The sequence below is a fragment of the Erythrobacter sp. A6_0 genome, from assembly GCF_017744235.1.
Taxonomy (GTDB): domain Bacteria; phylum Pseudomonadota; class Alphaproteobacteria; order Sphingomonadales; family Sphingomonadaceae; genus Qipengyuania.
In genome coordinates, this window is record NZ_JAGHQR010000001.1 from 370,520 (window position 1) to 386,393 (window position 15,874).

At 65.1% G+C, this 15,874-nt stretch carries 11 protein-coding genes and 1 riboswitch; of the genes, 5 read left to right on the forward strand and 6 right to left on the reverse strand.

The features are described 5' to 3' along the window. Positions 1-9: 9 nt before the first annotated feature. The 4 genes from J7347_RS01980 to J7347_RS01995 form a co-directional block, all read right to left on the reverse strand. A complete protein-coding gene (locus J7347_RS01980; RefSeq protein ID WP_209160625.1) occupies positions 10-2,862 on the reverse strand; it encodes a 2-oxoglutarate dehydrogenase E1 component in 2,853 nt (950 codons plus the stop codon). Positions 2,863-2,941: 79 nt separating this feature from the next. Then, positions 2,942-3,832 (reverse strand): succinate--CoA ligase subunit alpha, encoded by an 891-nt coding sequence (sucD, locus tag J7347_RS01985; protein ID WP_067680528.1) that lies wholly within the window; start codon positions 3,830-3,832, stop codon positions 2,942-2,944. Between the two features lie 110 nt (positions 3,833-3,942). After that, complete coding sequence (gene mdh, locus J7347_RS01990) at positions 3,943-4,905, reverse strand: malate dehydrogenase (protein ID WP_067680531.1); 963 nt, start codon at positions 4,903-4,905, stop codon at positions 3,943-3,945. 753 nt (positions 4,906-5,658) lie between these two features. Continuing rightward, the gene (locus J7347_RS01995; protein WP_348521536.1) at positions 5,659-6,882 is read right to left on the reverse strand and encodes a cell wall hydrolase; all 1,224 of its coding nucleotides are present in this window, start codon (positions 6,880-6,882) and stop codon (positions 5,659-5,661) included. Positions 6,883-7,003: 121 nt separating this feature from the next. After that, positions 7,004-7,194: riboswitch (cobalamin riboswitch) on the forward strand. A 104-nt stretch (positions 7,195-7,298) separates the two neighbouring features. Between J7347_RS01995 and J7347_RS02000 the strand changes: the two genes are divergently transcribed. The 5 genes from J7347_RS02000 to J7347_RS02020 are packed head-to-tail and all read left to right on the forward strand — an operon-like array spanning position 7,299 to position 12,115. Then, positions 7,299-9,272, forward strand: coding sequence for a TonB-dependent receptor (locus J7347_RS02000; protein WP_209160626.1), 1,974 nt, complete (start codon positions 7,299-7,301; stop codon positions 9,270-9,272). Then, a complete protein-coding gene (locus J7347_RS02005; protein ID WP_348521537.1) occupies positions 9,269-10,081 on the forward strand; it encodes an ABC transporter substrate-binding protein in 813 nt (270 codons plus the stop codon). The genes J7347_RS02000 and J7347_RS02005 overlap by 4 nt, the downstream gene beginning before the upstream one ends. Then, entirely contained in the window at positions 10,078-11,043 is a 966-nt protein-coding gene (locus tag J7347_RS02010; protein WP_209160627.1) for an iron ABC transporter permease, read from the forward strand. The genes J7347_RS02005 and J7347_RS02010 overlap by 4 nt, the downstream gene beginning before the upstream one ends. Further along, a complete protein-coding gene (locus J7347_RS02015; protein ID WP_209160628.1) occupies positions 11,040-11,765 on the forward strand; it encodes an ABC transporter ATP-binding protein in 726 nt (241 codons plus the stop codon). Before J7347_RS02010 ends, J7347_RS02015 begins: the two co-directional genes overlap by 4 nt. A 44-nt stretch (positions 11,766-11,809) precedes the next feature. Further along, entirely contained in the window at positions 11,810-12,115 is a 306-nt protein-coding gene (locus J7347_RS02020; RefSeq protein WP_245173762.1) for a GCN5-related N-acetyltransferase, read from the forward strand. Between the two features lie 56 nt (positions 12,116-12,171). On the opposite strand, the gene J7347_RS02025 is transcribed toward J7347_RS02020, so the two are convergent. Both J7347_RS02025 and J7347_RS02030 read right to left on the reverse strand, forming a co-directional pair. Continuing rightward, positions 12,172-13,320, reverse strand: a complete 1,149-nt coding sequence (locus J7347_RS02025) for a S8 family serine peptidase (RefSeq protein ID WP_209160629.1) — start codon at positions 13,318-13,320, stop codon at positions 12,172-12,174. A 245-nt stretch (positions 13,321-13,565) separates the two neighbouring features. Continuing rightward, positions 13,566-15,839, reverse strand: coding sequence for a M3 family metallopeptidase (locus J7347_RS02030; protein WP_209160630.1), 2,274 nt, complete (start codon positions 15,837-15,839; stop codon positions 13,566-13,568). Positions 15,840-15,874 lie beyond the last annotated feature (35 nt).

Below are 15,874 nucleotides of genomic sequence, written 5' to 3' on the forward strand. Positions count from 1 at the left end.
TATCGGTCCTCAGGCCTTGTTGCTGGAAGTGTCTTGAGATTTGTCGCGAAGCGCGGCGCCGCCATCGTTGAGGCCCAATGCCATCGAGACGAGGCAGCGCTGCTGTTCCTCGTGCCTCTTGGCGAGGCCCGTGGCAGGCGATGCGGCGACTTCGCGCCCGGCGTAGATCGGGCGCTTGCCCTGATGGCCGGACGCGGTCAGCGCGTCTTCGATCAGGCGATCGACGAAGAACCAGGCGCCGTTGTTCTTCGGCTCTTCCTGGCACCAGATCACCTCTTCGAGGTTTGGCATCCGGCCGAGGCGGGTCGCCAGCGGTTCGCCGGGGAAGGGATAGAGCTGCTCGATCCGAACGATCGAGACGTCTTCGAGGCCTTCTTCGTCGCGCTTCTGCATCAGATCGTAGGCGACCTTGCCAGAACACAGGACGAGGCGCTTGACCTTCTCGTCCGCGATTTCGGTCATGTCGGACTTGATCCGCATGAAATGCGTCTCGCCGGTGAATTCGCGCGCTTCGCTCTTGGCGAGCGGATGGCGCAGCAGGCTCTTGGGCGTCATGATGACGAGCGGCTTGCGGAACGATCGCAGCATCTGGCGACGCAGCACATGGAAGTAATTCGCCGGGCTGGTGATGTTGCAGACCTGGATATTGTCGTTCGCGCACAGCTGCAGGAAGCGTTCGAGACGCGCGGAGCTGTGTTCCGGCCCCTGTCCTTCATAACCGTGCGGCAACAGCATCACGAGGCCGTTGGCGCGCAGCCACTTGACCTCGCCGCTGGCGATGAACTGATCGATCATGATCTGGGCGCCATTGGCGAAATCGCCGAACTGCGCTTCCCACATCGTCAGCGTCTTGGGGTCCGCCATGGCGAAGCCGTATTCGAAGCCGAGCACGCCGTATTCGGACAGGATCGAGTCATAGACTTCGAACTTGCCGTGCGGCAGCGTGGCGAGGGGAACGTATTTCTCCTCGTTTTCCTGATCGACCCAGATGGCGTGCCGCTGGCTGAACGTGCCGCGCCCCGAATCCTGGCCCGACAGGCGCACGCCATATCCTTCGGTGACGAGGCTGCCGAAAGCGAGCGCTTCTGCGGTGGCCCAGTCGAATCCTTCGCCGCTGGAGAACATCTCCTCCTTGGCCTTGAGGACGCGGCCCAGCGTCTTGTGGATCGTCAGATCGTCGGGCACCGTGGTGAGCGTGCGGCCGAGACTGTCGAACAGCTTCTTCTCGATCGCGGTCTCGACATTGCGGCGCGCGGTTTCGGGATCGACCGGCTTGTTGAGGCCCGCCCAGCGTCCGCCGAACCAGTCCGCCTCGTTGGGCTCGTAATCCTTGGCGGTGGCGAAATCGTCTTCCAGCCGGTCGGTGAACTCGCCCCGCAGTTCGTCGGCGTAGCCGCTGTCGATCACGCCTTCGTCCTTGAGGCGCGTGCTGTAGAGCTCGCTGACCTTGGGATGCTGGCGGATTTCCTTGTACATCAGCGGCTGGGTGAAGCTCGGCTCGTCGCCCTCGTTGTGGCCGAAGCGGCGATAGCACCACATGTCGATCACGATATCGCGTCCGAAAGTGTGGCGGTATTCGATCGCCAGCTTGCAGGCGAAAGTCACCGCTTCGGGATCGTCGCCATTGACGTGCAGGATCGGCGCCTGGACGCCCTTGGCGACGTCCGAGGGGTAGGGGCTCGACCGCGCGAATTGGGGGCTGGTCGTGAAGCCGATCTGGTTGTTGATGATGAAGTGGATGCAGCCGCCGGTATTGTAGCCGCGCACACCCGACAGGCCGAAGCATTCCCACACGATGCCCTGGCCGGCAAAGGCGGCATCGCCGTGGATCAGCACGGGCAGGACCTGCTCGTGCTTCTTCAAATCGTCGCGAATGGCCTGCTGCGCGCGCGCCTTGCCGAGCACGACCGGATTGACCGCTTCGAGATGGGAAGGGTTGGGGACCAGCGACATGTGCACCGAAATTCCGTCGAATTCACGATCGGTGCTGGTGCCGAGGTGGTATTTCACATCGCCTGAACCGCCGACATCGTCGGGATTGGCGCTTCCGCCCGAAAATTCGTGGAAGATGACCTTGTAAGGCTTGGCCATCACGTTCGCGAGCACGTTCAGCCGGCCGCGATGCGCCATGCCGTAAATGATCTCGCGCACGCCCGACTGGCCGCCATATTTGATGACGGCTTCCAATGCCGGAATCATCGATTCCCCGCCATCGAGCCCGAAACGCTTGGTCCCGACATATTTCTTGGCGAGGAACTTCTCGAACTCCTCGCCGCGGATCACGGCGGCCAGGATGGCGCGCTTGCCTTCGTCGGTGAACTGGATCGTTTCGCCGGGAGATTCGATGCGGTCTTGGAGAAAGCGGCGCTCCTCCACATCGGCGATGTGCATGTATTCGAGGCCGACATCGCCGCAATAGACTTCACGCAGCCGATCATAGAGATCGCCCACGGTGACCCAGCCGAAGCCGAGCACGCCGCCGACGAAGACTTCGAGATCTTCCTGCCCTTCGAACCCGTGCCAGGCGAGCGTCAAATCGTCCGGCAATTCGCGATGCGAAAGGCCGAGCGGATCGAGATTGGCGGCCAGATGCCCACGCACACGGAAGCTGCGCACGAGCATCATGGCGCGGTTGGAATCGTCCGACGCCTTTTCGAGCGCCTTGTCGTCCACCGGCTTGCCCGCCGCCTTCGCGGCCTGCTGGACCGCGAGCTTCATCTGTGTGGGATCGAGCGCCTGGACCAGATCCGCGCCGCTGTCGGCCACTTCGGACAGCCAGTTCGGATTGGCCCAGCTCGGGCCGGGTTGCGGCCCTTCCTGATCGCTCAGTTCGGGGATGAAGGACTGGTTCTCGTTACCCATTGTCACTCGCCTCTCACACCACCAATGCCCGGGTGGAGTAGACGGCCCCCCCGAACCGCCAGTTATCGTTCAGTCGCGCTTACGCCAGCTCTTTGAGCATCGCGTCGAGCGTGGTGCCGAGCTCGCTGGGCGAGGGGCTGACGCGGATGCCCGCATCTTCCATCGCTGCGATCTTGTCGTCCGCGCCGCCCTGGCCGCCCGAAACGATGGCACCGGCATGGCCCATGCGGCGGCCCGGAGGCGCCGTGCGGCCCGCGATGAAGCCGACCATCGGCTTGTAACGGCCCTTGGCGCGCTGTTCCTTGATGAAGGCAGCGGCTTCTTCTTCCGCGCTGCCGCCGATCTCGCCGATCATGATGATCGACTTGGTGTCGTCGTCGTCGAGGAAGAGATCGAGCACGTCGATGAAGTTCGTGCCGTTGACCGGGTCGCCGCCGATGCCGACCGCCGTGGTCTGGCCCAAGCCGACCATCGTGGTCTGATGCACGGCTTCATAGGTCAGCGTACCCGAGCGCGAGACCACGCCGACGCTGCCCTTTTGGAAGATCGAGCCGGGCATGATGCCGATCTTGCATTCGCCGGGCGTGAGGACGCCGGGGCAGTTCGGGCCGATGAGGCGCGACTTGGAACCCGTCAGCGCCGCCTTCACCTTGACCATGTCGAGCACCGGAATCCCTTCGGTGATCGCGACGATCAGGTCCATCTCGGCGTCGATCGCCTCGAGGATCGCGTCGGCGGCGAAGGGCGGCGGCACGTAGATGCACGATGCGGTCGCGCCGGTTTCGGCCTTGGCTTCCTTGACGGTGTTGAACTGCGGCAGGCCGATATGATCGGTGCCGCCCTTACCGGGCGTCACACCCGCAACCATCTGCGTCCCGTAATCGAGCGCCTGCTGCGTGTGGAAGGTGCCGGTGTTTCCGGTCATCCCCTGAGTAATGACCTTGGTGTTCTTGTCTACGAGGATGCTCATCGTTGGTCCTTTCGTCATCCCAGCAAATGCTGGGATCTCCCTCTGCTAGGTCGCGCCTTCCGGCACGAGGCCCCAGCTTGCGCTGGGGCGACGGATAATCTTGCGAGTGGTTACTTCAGGCTCTCGTCCAGGCCCTTGCAGGCTTCGAGCAGTTCCTCGACCGCGTCGGTGCTGACCTTGAGGTTGGACTTCTCTTCGTCCGAAAGCTCGATCTCGATCACGTCTTCGGTACCGCCTGCGCCGATCATGGTTGGCACGCCGACATAAAGGCCGTCGAGGCCGTATTTGCCTTCGACATAGCTGGCACAGGGGAGGATGCGCTTCTGATCGCCGAGATAGGCTTCGGCCATCGCGATCGCGCTGGTGGCCGGGGCGTAATAGGCGGAGCCGTTGCCGAGCAGGCCGACGATCTCGCCGCCGCCCTTGCGAGTGCGATCGACGATCTCGTCGATGCGGCTTTCCGAAACACCCTTGATCTTGGCGAAGTCCTTAACCGGAATGCCGTTGATCGTGGTGTAGCTGGTGACGGGGACCATGGTGTCGCCGTGGCCGCCGAGGACGAATGCGTTCACATCCTTCACCGACACGTCGAATTCCCAGGCGAGGAAGGTGGCGAAGCGCGCGCTGTCGAGCACGCCGGCCATGCCGACGACCTTGTTGTGCGGCAGGCCGGAAAATTCGCGCAGCGCCCAGACCATCGCGTCGAGCGGGTTGGTGATGCAGATCACGAATGCGTCGGGGCAGTTGTTCTTTATGCCTTCGCCGACGGCCTTCATCACTTTCAGATTGATGCCGAGCAGATCGTCGCGGCTCATGCCGGGCTTGCGCGGCACGCCCGCGGTGACGATCACGACGTCGGCACCGGCGATGTCGGCATAGTCGTTCGTGCCGGTGATCTTGGCATCGAAGCCTTCGACCGGGCCGCACTGGCTGAGGTCGAGCGCCTTGCCCTGCGGCATCCCTTCGGCGATGTCGAACAGGACGATATCGCCCATTTCCTTCTTCGCGGCCAAATGGGCGAGCGTGCCGCCGATCATGCCGGAACCGATAAGGGCGATCTTCTTGCGGGCCATCTATGTCCGTCCTTGTAAAAACGCGGGACCGGCCTGCCTTCGATCGATCATCCGGCATGCTTGCCGGAGCGGTCGATCGAACCGGCGCAACCCCGCATCCCGCAAAGGCATCGCGCTCGGCAATTCGCCCTGCGACCTAGGCCGTGGAAACGGCGATTGCAACCGCTAACGATCTGTGCCTCAGAACTATCTTTGCGATTGGTTCGCAATCGCAATAAAGGCTCTGATTTATGCTCGGGGATGAGCGCGCCGCTACGGCAGCGCTATTTCTACGCGGAGGCTCGCGAGCGGTTCCCGTCCAGTGAGGACTACCCGGCAGAACGCGCTTCGAGCCTGTGCGCCAAGTCGGTCGCCAGCCGCCGGTCGAGCATCCGGCAGATGCCGAGCCACCAATCGCAGCTGGTGCGGTCGCCATTGCGGAACGCATGCTCTGCTCGGTCGGAGGCTTCCCGGGCAGCGCGCAGGCCATGCTCCGACAAACAGTGGAGGGCCGCCGCCAGCAGTCGGTCCGAGCGCGCGTCCGGTTCGGGAGAGGCCGAACCGTTATCGTTGGCCGCTCTCCGGCGAGAGCCGGAGGCGCAAGGGCGCAACAGCGGCGATCGGCAGTTGAAACGTGCGGCGGCGAAAGGATTGGATATTTGGATGTGCGACCTCCCTTTGGGGCTCGCCGCGTATGGGGACAGGAGCGCTAATCATCCGTTCCGTGGCAGGGTTTCCAAGGCGTAAACCACTGCGATCGGGGAAAATTCCCGGTCAGCTGCCGGGCTTGCGGATCCACTGGCCGCTGCGCGCATATTCGGGCTTCACCGTGCCACCACTGGGCAGATTGTCGTCCACTTTCGGCTGCTCGGTTTCGACCGGCCCGGCCCCGCGCGGCGGAGCAAAGGCTTCGGCGGGGGAGGGCGGTTCGGACAGGGTGCGTCCGGCGACTGTAGGCGGCGTGGCCGGCGGAGACCCCGCCAGCTCGCGATCCAGTTCGCTCGGGACCATCGGATCGGGATCGCCCGCAAGGCGCGGTTTCGGCGCGGCAAGCGGTTCGCCGCCGCGATAGCTCATCGAGAACGCATCGGCGAGGCCCGCGCGCCCCTTCCAGCGGTAGAAGCGGTGCGCCCCGATCGATCCGATCATGTCGAGGCTGCTCGCCCAATAGGGATTGACCGCATGGGTGTGGTAATGGGTCGCCGTGCCGACGGGGGCGAAGACCTGACCGGACAGGGCCGCCAGCGCGACCGATTGCGCCACCGCCCAGGGCCGTGCGGCGGGGCGCCGCTTCAGGCTACCGTCGCAGGTGAAGCTGAACTGGCAGCCCGTGTGCCGCTCCGACCCCTGAAACACGACACCGCACACGCTTGCCGGATAAGCGGGGTGGGCCACGCGGTTGAGGACCACCTGGGCCACCGCCTGCTGGCCCGCATAGCTCTCGCTCGCCGCTTCGTAATAGACCGCCATGGACAGGCATTGCAGCGCGCGCGCCTTGTCGATGCCCGATCCGGCGGACTGGAAGGCGGGCGGGGCGGCGGCGCTGGCATCGGCGGGCAGGCGGCTGGCGGCGAATTGCACCGTGCCTTCCCGGTCGCCGGTCTCGCGCAATTCGTCGAAATCGAGCGCGAGGCGCGGCGCTTCTTCGAGATAGTAGAAGGCGGAGCCCGGGAAGCTGTATCCGGGACGCTCGAACGGCATCGGCGTGATCGCGGTGGCCCCCCGGTCGATCCCGAATGCCCGTTTCGCCAGCGTATCCCAGGATATCGGTTGCGCCAGCGCGGGCACTGCGACAGCGACCAGCAGCGCGCTGACAGCCGCGATCCGGCGGCGCGAGATCGGCTTGTCTTCGGTAGGGCCCGGTTCCTCCGTAGCTCCCACGCGCGCACGACCGCGCCCACGACCAAGGTGGCCCCGCCTGCGCTCCTGCGCGGCAGTGCCCCGTGATCGCTTTGCGGTCTCGAGCCCGGTCATGGGATTGCGTGTGTCCTTATCCACCGATCCGCCGCCTTAGCAGCGCAAATCTTGCCTTAGCACTAATGCGCAAGCGGCACAGGAAGTAAGCATGGACAGGAAGGAATGCCAGCGGCGCTTGCCAGCACTCCGCGCCGCGCCTAAGGGCGCCGCCAGCGTCATGGGTTGCCGGTTCGCGCCGGCCTAAGAGGGAACGGGGTCCAATGCCCCGGCTGCCCCCGCAACTGTGACCGGGGAGCGATCCCGCCATATGCCACTGCGTCGTAAGACACGGGAAGGCGGCGGGAAAGCGACGATCCGGGAGCCAGGAGACCTGCCCATGCGTGTCGTTCGGCCGCGGGCGGGGTGTACCGATGGCAGACGGGCGAGAGCCGCGCGATCCCGATGGGACGCGGCGCTCCCTCCGTGATGAGCGGCATTCGTTCATTTTCGGAGGTATCATGCGTAAATTTCTGTTTTCCCTGTCCGTTTCCTGTCTTTCCCTGTCGTTTGCCGCAGCCCCCGCTTCGGCCCAGCAAGCGCAGCCCGATAACGATGCGGGCGAAGACGCTCTGGCGGAGATCATCGCCGGGCAGGATGGCACTGCCCCCGTGCCGCCCGAACAGCGCCGCGAAATCGTGTTCGCAGAGCGAGAGACGAGCCCCGATCTGATCACCGTGACCGCCACGGGCTTCTCGCTCGATCCGGAGAACACCGGTCAGTCGGTGACCGTGATCGGGCGCGACGAGCTTGTGCAGATCCAGGGCGCGGACCTGACCCGCGTCTTTGCGCGGCTTCCCGGCGTCACCTTCGTGCGCAACGGGCCGATCGGCAGCTTTACCGGCCTCAATGTGCGCGGCGCGGCGTCCGAGCAATTGCTCGTCCTGATCGACGGAGTGCGGGTGGCCGACCAAGCCTCGCCCGGCAGCGGGTTCGATTTCGGCACGCTGCTCGCGACCAACACGTCCGGCCTCGACCTGACGCGCGGGGCCAACAGCACGATCTGGGGCGCGGATGCGCTGGGCGGTGTGTTGAACGTATCGACGCGCGGCACGTCCGGCCTTTCCACCTCGCTCGAATACGGCGCGCGCGACACGCTGACATCGTCCGTTTCGGGCGGGCTCGAAGGGGATCGCTATTTCGTCGGCCTGACCGGATCGGCATTGCGCACGGACGGTTTTTCGGCGGCCGCGAACGGCACCGAGAAGGACGGCGTGAACCAGTTCGGCCTCGGAGGCAGCGCCTTCTTCGACGTCACCGATGCGGTCGAACTCTTCGCCAATGCCCGCTATGCCGAAAGCGACCTCGAGATCGACGGGTTCGCGCCGCCGACCTTCGCCCTCGGCGATACGCTCGACACCCAGCACACGCGGCAATATTCGGGCGCGATCGGCGCGACCTATTACGGGCAGGCTCTGACCCTGCGGGGATCCTACGGCCTGTCCGATACCGAGCGCAGCAACGACAACCCCGTCACCGGCCCCAGCTTTGCAAGCGACGGCCATACCGACAGCCTGCAGGTGCGCGGCGAATATCGCGCGATCGGCGGCCTGACGCTGGCCTTCGGGGGCGAACAATACTGGTCGAGCTATGCGACCGACAGCGATGCGGGTGCGGACGTTTCGATCACCGGCGGCTATCTTCAGGCGGGCTGGGTGCTGGGCGGGCTGGCCGCGCATGCCGGTGCGCGCGTCGACGATCACGAATTGTTCGGCAGCGAAGTGAGCTTCGGCGGTGACATCAGCTATGCCCTCGGCGGCGGCTGGCGTGTCCGGGGCAGCGTGGGCGAAGGCTTCAAGGCGCCGACCCTGTTCCAGCTGTTCTCCGATTTCGGGAACGAGGATCTGCAGCCCGAACGCAGCACCAGCTACGATCTCGGCATCGCATTGGGCGATCGCAATGCGCCGCTTTATTTTGCAGTGACGGGTTTCCGGCGCGACAGCGAGGATCTGATCGGCTTCGCCTCCTGCTTCCAGAACCCCGCGCCGATCTGCGCCTCGCGTCCGTTCGGCTATTACGAGAACACCGATCGCGCCCGCGCGCAGGGGATCGAGGTCGAAGGCAGCGCGATCGTGACGGAAGGCTTGCGCATCTCCGGCCTCTACAGCCTGATCGATACCGAAGATCGCGCGAGCGGTAACGAGCTTGCCCGCCGCCCGCGCCATGCCGCGACGATCTTCGCCGATTACACCGCGCCTTTCGGTGCGAGCTTCGGCGCCGATCTGCGGCTGGTCGGCGACAGTTTCGACAATGCGTCGAACAGCGTGGAACTGGACGGATACACGGTGTTCGACCTGCGCGCTTCGGTACCGGTGACGACCGGCGTCGAATTGTTCGGGCGGGTCGAGAACGTGTTCGACGAGAACTACCAGACCGCGAGGGGCTATGCCCAGGCGGGGCGGGGAGCCTTCGTCGGAGTGAGGACGCGGATGTGATCCGCTGGCTGGCCGGAGCGGTGCTGGCGCTGGGCGGATGCTCGGCGCCGGTGGCGCCGCCCGGCCCCGTTAATAACGGCCGGCCCAGTATCGTCAGCCTGAACCCCTGCGCCGATGCCATTCTGGCGGAGGTCGCGGAGCCGGGTCAGTTGCTGGCGATATCGCATTACAGCAAGGATCCGCGCGCCAACTCGATGAACGCCGATGACGCGCGCCGCTATCGCGCGACCGGGGGCACGGTGGAGGAAGTTCTGGCGCTCGATCCGGACGTGGTGGTCGCCAGCAGCTTCATCGCACCCGCCACGCGAGCGGCGCTGACCGATCTCGCTATCAGGGTCGAGACGGTCGGCAGCGTCGCGAGCGTCGAGGATAGCGTGGCGCAGGTGCGGCAGCTGGCGGCTTTGGCCGGCAATGTCGATGCTGGCGAAGCGCTGGTCTCGCGCATCGCAAAATCCGCCGCGCCGAGCAAAGCCGCGCCGGTCGATACCGTGCTGTGGCAATCGGGCGGCATCGTTCCGGGCGAGGCGACGCTGATCACCGATCTGATGGCGCGCGCGGGTCTCGCCAACGGAGCGCGCACGCGCGGACTTGCCCAGGCCGATTTCCTCCCGCTCGAGAACGTGCTGGCCGATCCGCCCGAATTGCTGCTGGTGGCCGGCAGCGAACGGTCGCAACATCATCCCGCGCTTGCTGCCTTGTCGGAAACGCAGGTCGCCCGGCTCGATCCGAACCTGGTCTATTGCGGCGGGCCGACGATCCCGCGTGCGATGGCGAGAATGCGCGCCTTGCGCAGGAGCGCCGCGTCGTGACGCGCGCCACGTTGATCCTGGCGGCGCTGGTGGCCATCGCATTACCGCTCTCGCTGCTTGCGGGGCGAGTCTGGATCGATCCGGCGAGCACGCCCAACGCCGCGCTCATCCTTGCCGAACTGCGCTTGCCGCGCGGCGTGCTTGCCATCGTAGTCGGCGCAGGGCTGGGCGCATCGGGAGCGGCGATGCAGGGCTATCTGCGCAATCCGCTGGCCGATCCGGGCCTGTTCGGCATCGCGCCGGGCGCGGCTCTGGGCGCAGTGGCGGCGCTGTGGTTAGGCTATACCGTTTCGCCCTATTTGCTGCCCGCTTTCGCGCTGGTGGGCGCAGGCGGGGCGATGGCATTGCTCGCGCTGATCGCTGGTCGCACTGGTGGGATCGCCCTGTTTACGCTGGCCGGGCTGATGGTCGCGAGCCTGGCCGGAGCGCTCACTGCGCTGGCCATCAGCCTCGCGCCCAATGCCTTCGCGATGAGCGAGATCGTGCTGTGGTTGAACGGTGCGCTGACCGATCGCGGCTGGCGCGAAGTCTGGATCGCCGCGCCCTTGGTCGCGCTCGGCATCGCGGTGCTCTGGCGAGCCGGACCGGCGCTCGACGCGCTGACCTTGGGACACGCCGTCGCCCGCTCGCTCGGCGTCGATCCCAACCGGCTGCTATGGCTGCTGATCGTCGGCGTGGCGCTGACAGTGGGCGCGAGCGTAGCGGTGGCGGGGATCATCGGCTTCGTCGGCTTGATCGTACCGCATCTCGTGCGTCCGCTGACCGACCGGCGCCCGTCCTCGCTGCTGCTGCCGAGCGCGCTGGCGGGTGCGCTGCTGGTGCTGGTGGCGGACAGCGTGGTCCGCATCCTCCCGCTGGTTACCGAACTGAGGCTGGGCATCGCGCTGAGCCTGCTTGGCGCGCCCTTCTTCCTCGCGCTGCTGCTGCGCATGCGGCGCGGCCTGCCGGGAGCGATGGGATGACGCTCGCCGCGCGCAATCTCACGCTGGACGGGCGGCTCTCGGGCGTCACCCTGTCGCTCGAACCCGGCACGATCACGGCAATCTGCGGACCGAACGGGGCGGGCAAGTCAAGCCTGCTCGAGGCGCTGGCGGGTCTGCTCGGACCCGATGCGGGAGAGGTGCTGATGGACGACGCCTCGCTGACGAGCCTGCCCCCCAGAAAGCGCGCCCAACGGATCGGCTATCTGCCGCAGGCGCCAGAGATCGCTTGGGACGTGCCGGTGCGGCGCCTGGTGGAGCTGGGACGGATGCCGCATGGCGATCGCGCGCAGGCCCCGGTCGAGGCGGCGCTGAAGGCGCTCGATCTCGAAGATTTTGTCCATCGCCGCGCGCAGACCCTGTCGGGCGGGGAGGCCGCGCGCGTTCTATTGGCGCGTGTGCTGGCGGGCGAGCCAGACTGGATCCTCGCCGATGAACCGCTCGCTGCGCTCGACCTTTCGCATCAACGCGTGCTCGTCCGCCATCTCGTGGAGCAGGCGCGGCAGGGGCGCGGCGTCGCACTGGTCCTCCACGATCTTGCGATCGCGCGAAATCATGCCGACCGGGTGATCGTGATGGACCGGGGAAGGATCGTCGAGGACGGACCGCCTGCCGAGGCGCTGTCGCCCCAAGCCATCGCCCGCGTCTTCGGTGTCAGCGGAGAATGGGTGGGGGAGGCCGGGCGGCTCGCCTTTTCCGCCTGATCTTGCGGGTGCTTGGCACCCGTTCGCCGATCGAGCGTTAGGCGATGATGGCATCAGAAAACACCGCCCGGCGCTGGTTCGCCCTGACCCGCGATCGCATGCCGGACCTCGCTCGCCAGCGCGGCTGGCCGGTCTTCGAGGACCACTGCTTCCAGCGTATCCTGCTGGACAATGCGGTCGGCGATAAATGGGACCTCGAAATCCCCGCGCCCGCCTATCGCAACGCATCGGACGAGCTGCTCGAACGCGCCATGGCTTTGGGCGAAGGCGCGATCGCCGGGACAGAAGACCTTGCCGATCTGAACCGCAATTCCCTCGCCTGGCGGGGCAAGGGAGAGCCGGGGCGCTGACGCGAAACGGCCGGATCCCCCGAGGGAGACCCGGCCGCTTTTATCCGAGGTTCGGCTTATCTGATGCCGATGATGTCGGGATTGTTGTCCCGGTCCCCCGTCACGCGCCCACCATTGCGGACCGAACGCTGGAGGATCAGCCCGGCGAGATGCGGCGTGGCCATCGACGTTCCCGAAAGGGTTGCGTAGCTGCCGTTGAGATAGGTGGAAACGATCTCGACACCCGGCTCCGACACGTCGATCGGCGGGTTCGCGAAGTTCGAGAAACTGGCGAACCGGTCGTTGATGTCGAAGGCCGATACCGTCCAGATATAGCTGCCATTGACGCGGCCCGGCGAGACATTGTTCGCATTCTGGCTTTCGTTCCCGGCGGCAAGCGCGAAATAGATCCCGCGATTGGACGCGCGCAGGACGGCATTGTCGAGCGTGGTGCTGATCCCGCCGCCAAGGCTCATATTCACGACATCGCCTGCCGATCCGTAATTGTAGACGTGATTGACCGCCGACAGCACCGCCGAGTTCGAGCCGCTGCCGCTGCCGTCGAAGACGCGCAGCGAGACGACCGGTGCGCCGGGCGCCACGCCCACGACGCCGCCGCCATTGGCGCGCGCCGCGATGGTGCCTGCGACGTGCGTTCCGTGGCCGTTGGTGTCGGTATAGCCGAGGCCGGAGACGAAGCTGCGCGAACGGCTGGTGTCGATATTGAGATCGGGATGGCTGGCGATGCCGCTATCGATTACCCAGGCCCGCCGGAAGTTCGACCCGCTGCCGCCGCCCACGCGCGACACGCCCCAGGGCAGCGTATCGCCCTGCGCCGAAACCGCTGCGATCGAGGCCTTTCCCTCGCTTGCGATCGCCATCACCTGATCCTGTTCGCAATAGGAGATGTTGGGGTTGTTCGCCTGGACCTTGGCGATGGCGCGATCGGGAATGCGCAGGGTGAACCCTTCGAAGGCACCTTCGAAGACGTGCGTTACGCGCCCGCCACCGACATTGGCGGACCGGGCCGCCTGCGCGGCGGGATTGCCGCTGGCCGCGCCGGGCTTGAGCACGCAGATCCAGGTGTTGGGAATCTTTTTGCCGCCCGTATCGGCGACGGAGACGGCCTTTGTCGGTTCTTCACCGGGCTGGAGCTGCGCGCTTTGCGCCACGATCGCGACGGGGACGCCGGCGATGACAGCCGCCGCAAGCAGGTATTTTCTCATCAGTACTCTCCCAAGAAACGGGCTTTTACCCGTTATGGGATTGGTACCGTGAGGAGCGGTCTGCTCCAAATCAATTATTCGCAAAGTTAAAACAGTTTATACGTTTGATGTCGCAAAATTACGGTCGGCGATAGTTGTCAATCGAATTGATCACCATGGCAAAATATTCTGTCCAAATCATTCGCTATCAAACGAAAAGGGCGGACCGAAGCCCGCCCTTTCCCATTTGAATTGTTAATGACGGCTTAGCGCACGACGTCGCCGCCCGCGCCGCCTGCATCGCCGACCGTGGCGGGGCCGTCATCGGCGACTTCGCTGTCCGCCGCCTCGTCACCCGGTATCAATCCGCGCGCTTCGAGCATCGGCGTTACGTCCGGCTGGCGCCCGGCGAAGTTCTGGAACATCTGGAAATAATCCATTGTCCCGCCACGGCTCAGCACGGTGTCGCGATAGTGATCGCCATTCTCGCGCGTAAGACCGCCATTCTCGCGGAACCACTTGCGGCTGTCGCGATCCAGCATTTCGGTCCACAGATAGCTGTAATAGCCCGCCGAATAACCGGTCGGCCCGCTGAAGATGTGGTTGAAATAGGTGCTGCGATAGCGCGGCGGCACCAGATCGATTTCGAGACCCAGTTCCTCAAGCGAACGACGCTCGAACGCATCGACCTTTTCGGGCGTGTCGAGCGCGGCGGCCTCTTGCGGGGTCAGCGCGCTCCACTTCATATCGAGCAGCGCGGCTTCCACCGTCTCCCCGAAATCGTAGCCCTGGTTGAACTTCGATGCCGCTTCGATCTTCTCGATCATTTCGGCAGGGATGGTCTCGCCGGTCTTGTAGTGCTTGGCATAGTTCGACAGCACGCTCGGCCAGGTGGCCCACATTTCATGGACCTGGCTGGGATATTCCACGAAGTCGCGCGCCGTGGCGGTGCCCGACAGGCTCTCGTAACGCTGATCGGCGAAGAAGCCGTGCAGCGCGTGGCCGAATTCGTGGAAGGCGGTGTTCACCCAGTCGAAGCTGACCAGCTGCGGCTCGCCTTCCGGCGCCTTGGGAATATTCAGCACGTTGTAGATCACCGGCTTGGTGCCCCACAGATCGCTCTGTTCGACGAAATTGCTCATCCACGCGCCGCCGCGCTTGGAGGGGCGCTGATACGGGTCGAAATAGAACAGGCCGAGTTCCGATCCGTCACGATCGAACACGGTGTAGACCGACACGTCGGGGTGGTAGACCGGCAGGTCCGTCCGGCGCTCGAAGTTCAGGCCGTAAAGCTGGTTGGCCATGTAGAACACGCCATCTTCCAGCACCTTGTCGATCTGGAAATATTCCATGACCGCGTCTTCATCGAGATCGTACTGCTCCGCCTTGATCTTGTTGGCGTAGCGATACCAGTCCCACGGCTTTACGGTGTAGTCACCGCCATCGGCCGCGATCGCCGTGTTCAGCATCGCCGCCTCGCGCCGCTGCGTTGCGGCCAGGGCGGGGACCATCTGTTCCATGAAGTCGAGCGCGGTCTTGGGCGTTTCCGCCATCCGGTCCCACATCGCGTAGCTCGCCCAGTCGGGCTCGCCGAACAGGGCGGCCTTCTGCGCGCGCAATTCCGCGATCTGGGCGATCAGCATGCGCGTATCGATATCGGTGGTGCCGTCGGCGCGGTGATAGCTGGCGTTGAACAGCTCTTCGCGCGCGGCACGGTTTTCCATCGCAGGGAGCAGCGGCTGCTGCGTCGTGTTCTGGAGCGCGATGGCGAACTTGCCGTCATAGCCCTTTTCCGTGGCGAGATTGGCGGCGGCGGTGATGTCGCCCTCGCTGAGGCCGGCCAGTTCCGCGCGGGTGTCGAAGATCACCGGCTGATCCGCCATGGCGTTGCGCGCCCGCTGCGAGAAATCGGTGGTGAGCGTCGAAAGCTGCGAGTTGATCGACTTGACCTGTTCGCGCTGCGCATCGGTCAGCAAAGCGCCGGCATGGACCATGCCATCATAGGTGTTTTCAAGCAGCTTGGCGTCCTCGACCGTCATCGCCATCGCCGCGCGATTGTCGTAGACCGCCTTCACCCGCTGGAACAGCGCGGGGTTCAGCGTGATGCTGTCGTAATGCGCAGTCAGCTTGGGGCTGATCTCGGTCTCGATCTCGGTCAGGCGATCGGTGGTGTTGGAGCCCGTCAGCGCGAAGAAAACGTTGCCGACGCGGTCAAGCATGCGGCCCGACTTTTCGAGCGCGACGATGGTGTTCGCGAAAGTCGGCGCAGCGGGATTGTCGATGATGGCCTGCACTTCGGCCTTCTGGATCGCCATGCCCTGCGTGAAGGCGTGAATGTAATCGTCTTCCGAGATCGCGCTGAAATCGGGGGCGAGGAAGGGCAGGGTGCTGTCGGAAGCGAAATAGCCGGTGCCTTCGGGGATGTCCGCATTCGCCATCGCGGCATCGCCCGCCGGGGCCATCGCGCTATCGGTCATGGTCGTGCTGCAACCGGCCAGCATGGCTGCTGCGGCGGTGGTGGCCAGGATCTGGGCCTTCATACATATCTCTCCAACTCGAATAGGGCGCCCCGGCG

Bases quoted from the DNA above. Each gene is read 5' to 3' on its own strand.
- J7347_RS02020 (WP_245173762.1), top strand. From the start codon at position 11,810: ATGATGGCATCAGAAAACACCGCCCGGCGCTGGTTCGCCCTGACCCGC.
- J7347_RS01980 (WP_209160625.1), bottom strand. From the start codon at position 2,862: ATGGGTAACGAGAACCAGTCCTTCATCCCCGAACTGAGCGATCAGGAA.
- J7347_RS02000 (WP_209160626.1), top strand. From the start codon at position 7,299: ATGCGTAAATTTCTGTTTTCCCTGTCCGTTTCCTGTCTTTCCCTGTCG.
- J7347_RS02015 (WP_209160628.1), top strand. From the start codon at position 11,040: ATGACGCTCGCCGCGCGCAATCTCACGCTGGACGGGCGGCTCTCGGGC.
- J7347_RS02025 (WP_209160629.1), bottom strand. From the start codon at position 13,320: ATGAGAAAATACCTGCTTGCGGCGGCTGTCATCGCCGGCGTCCCCGTC.
- sucD (WP_067680528.1), bottom strand. From the start codon at position 3,832: ATGAGCATCCTCGTAGACAAGAACACCAAGGTCATTACTCAGGGGATG.
- mdh (WP_067680531.1), bottom strand. From the start codon at position 4,905: ATGGCCCGCAAGAAGATCGCCCTTATCGGTTCCGGCATGATCGGCGGC.
- J7347_RS02030 (WP_209160630.1), bottom strand. From the start codon at position 15,839: ATGAAGGCCCAGATCCTGGCCACCACCGCCGCAGCAGCCATGCTGGCC.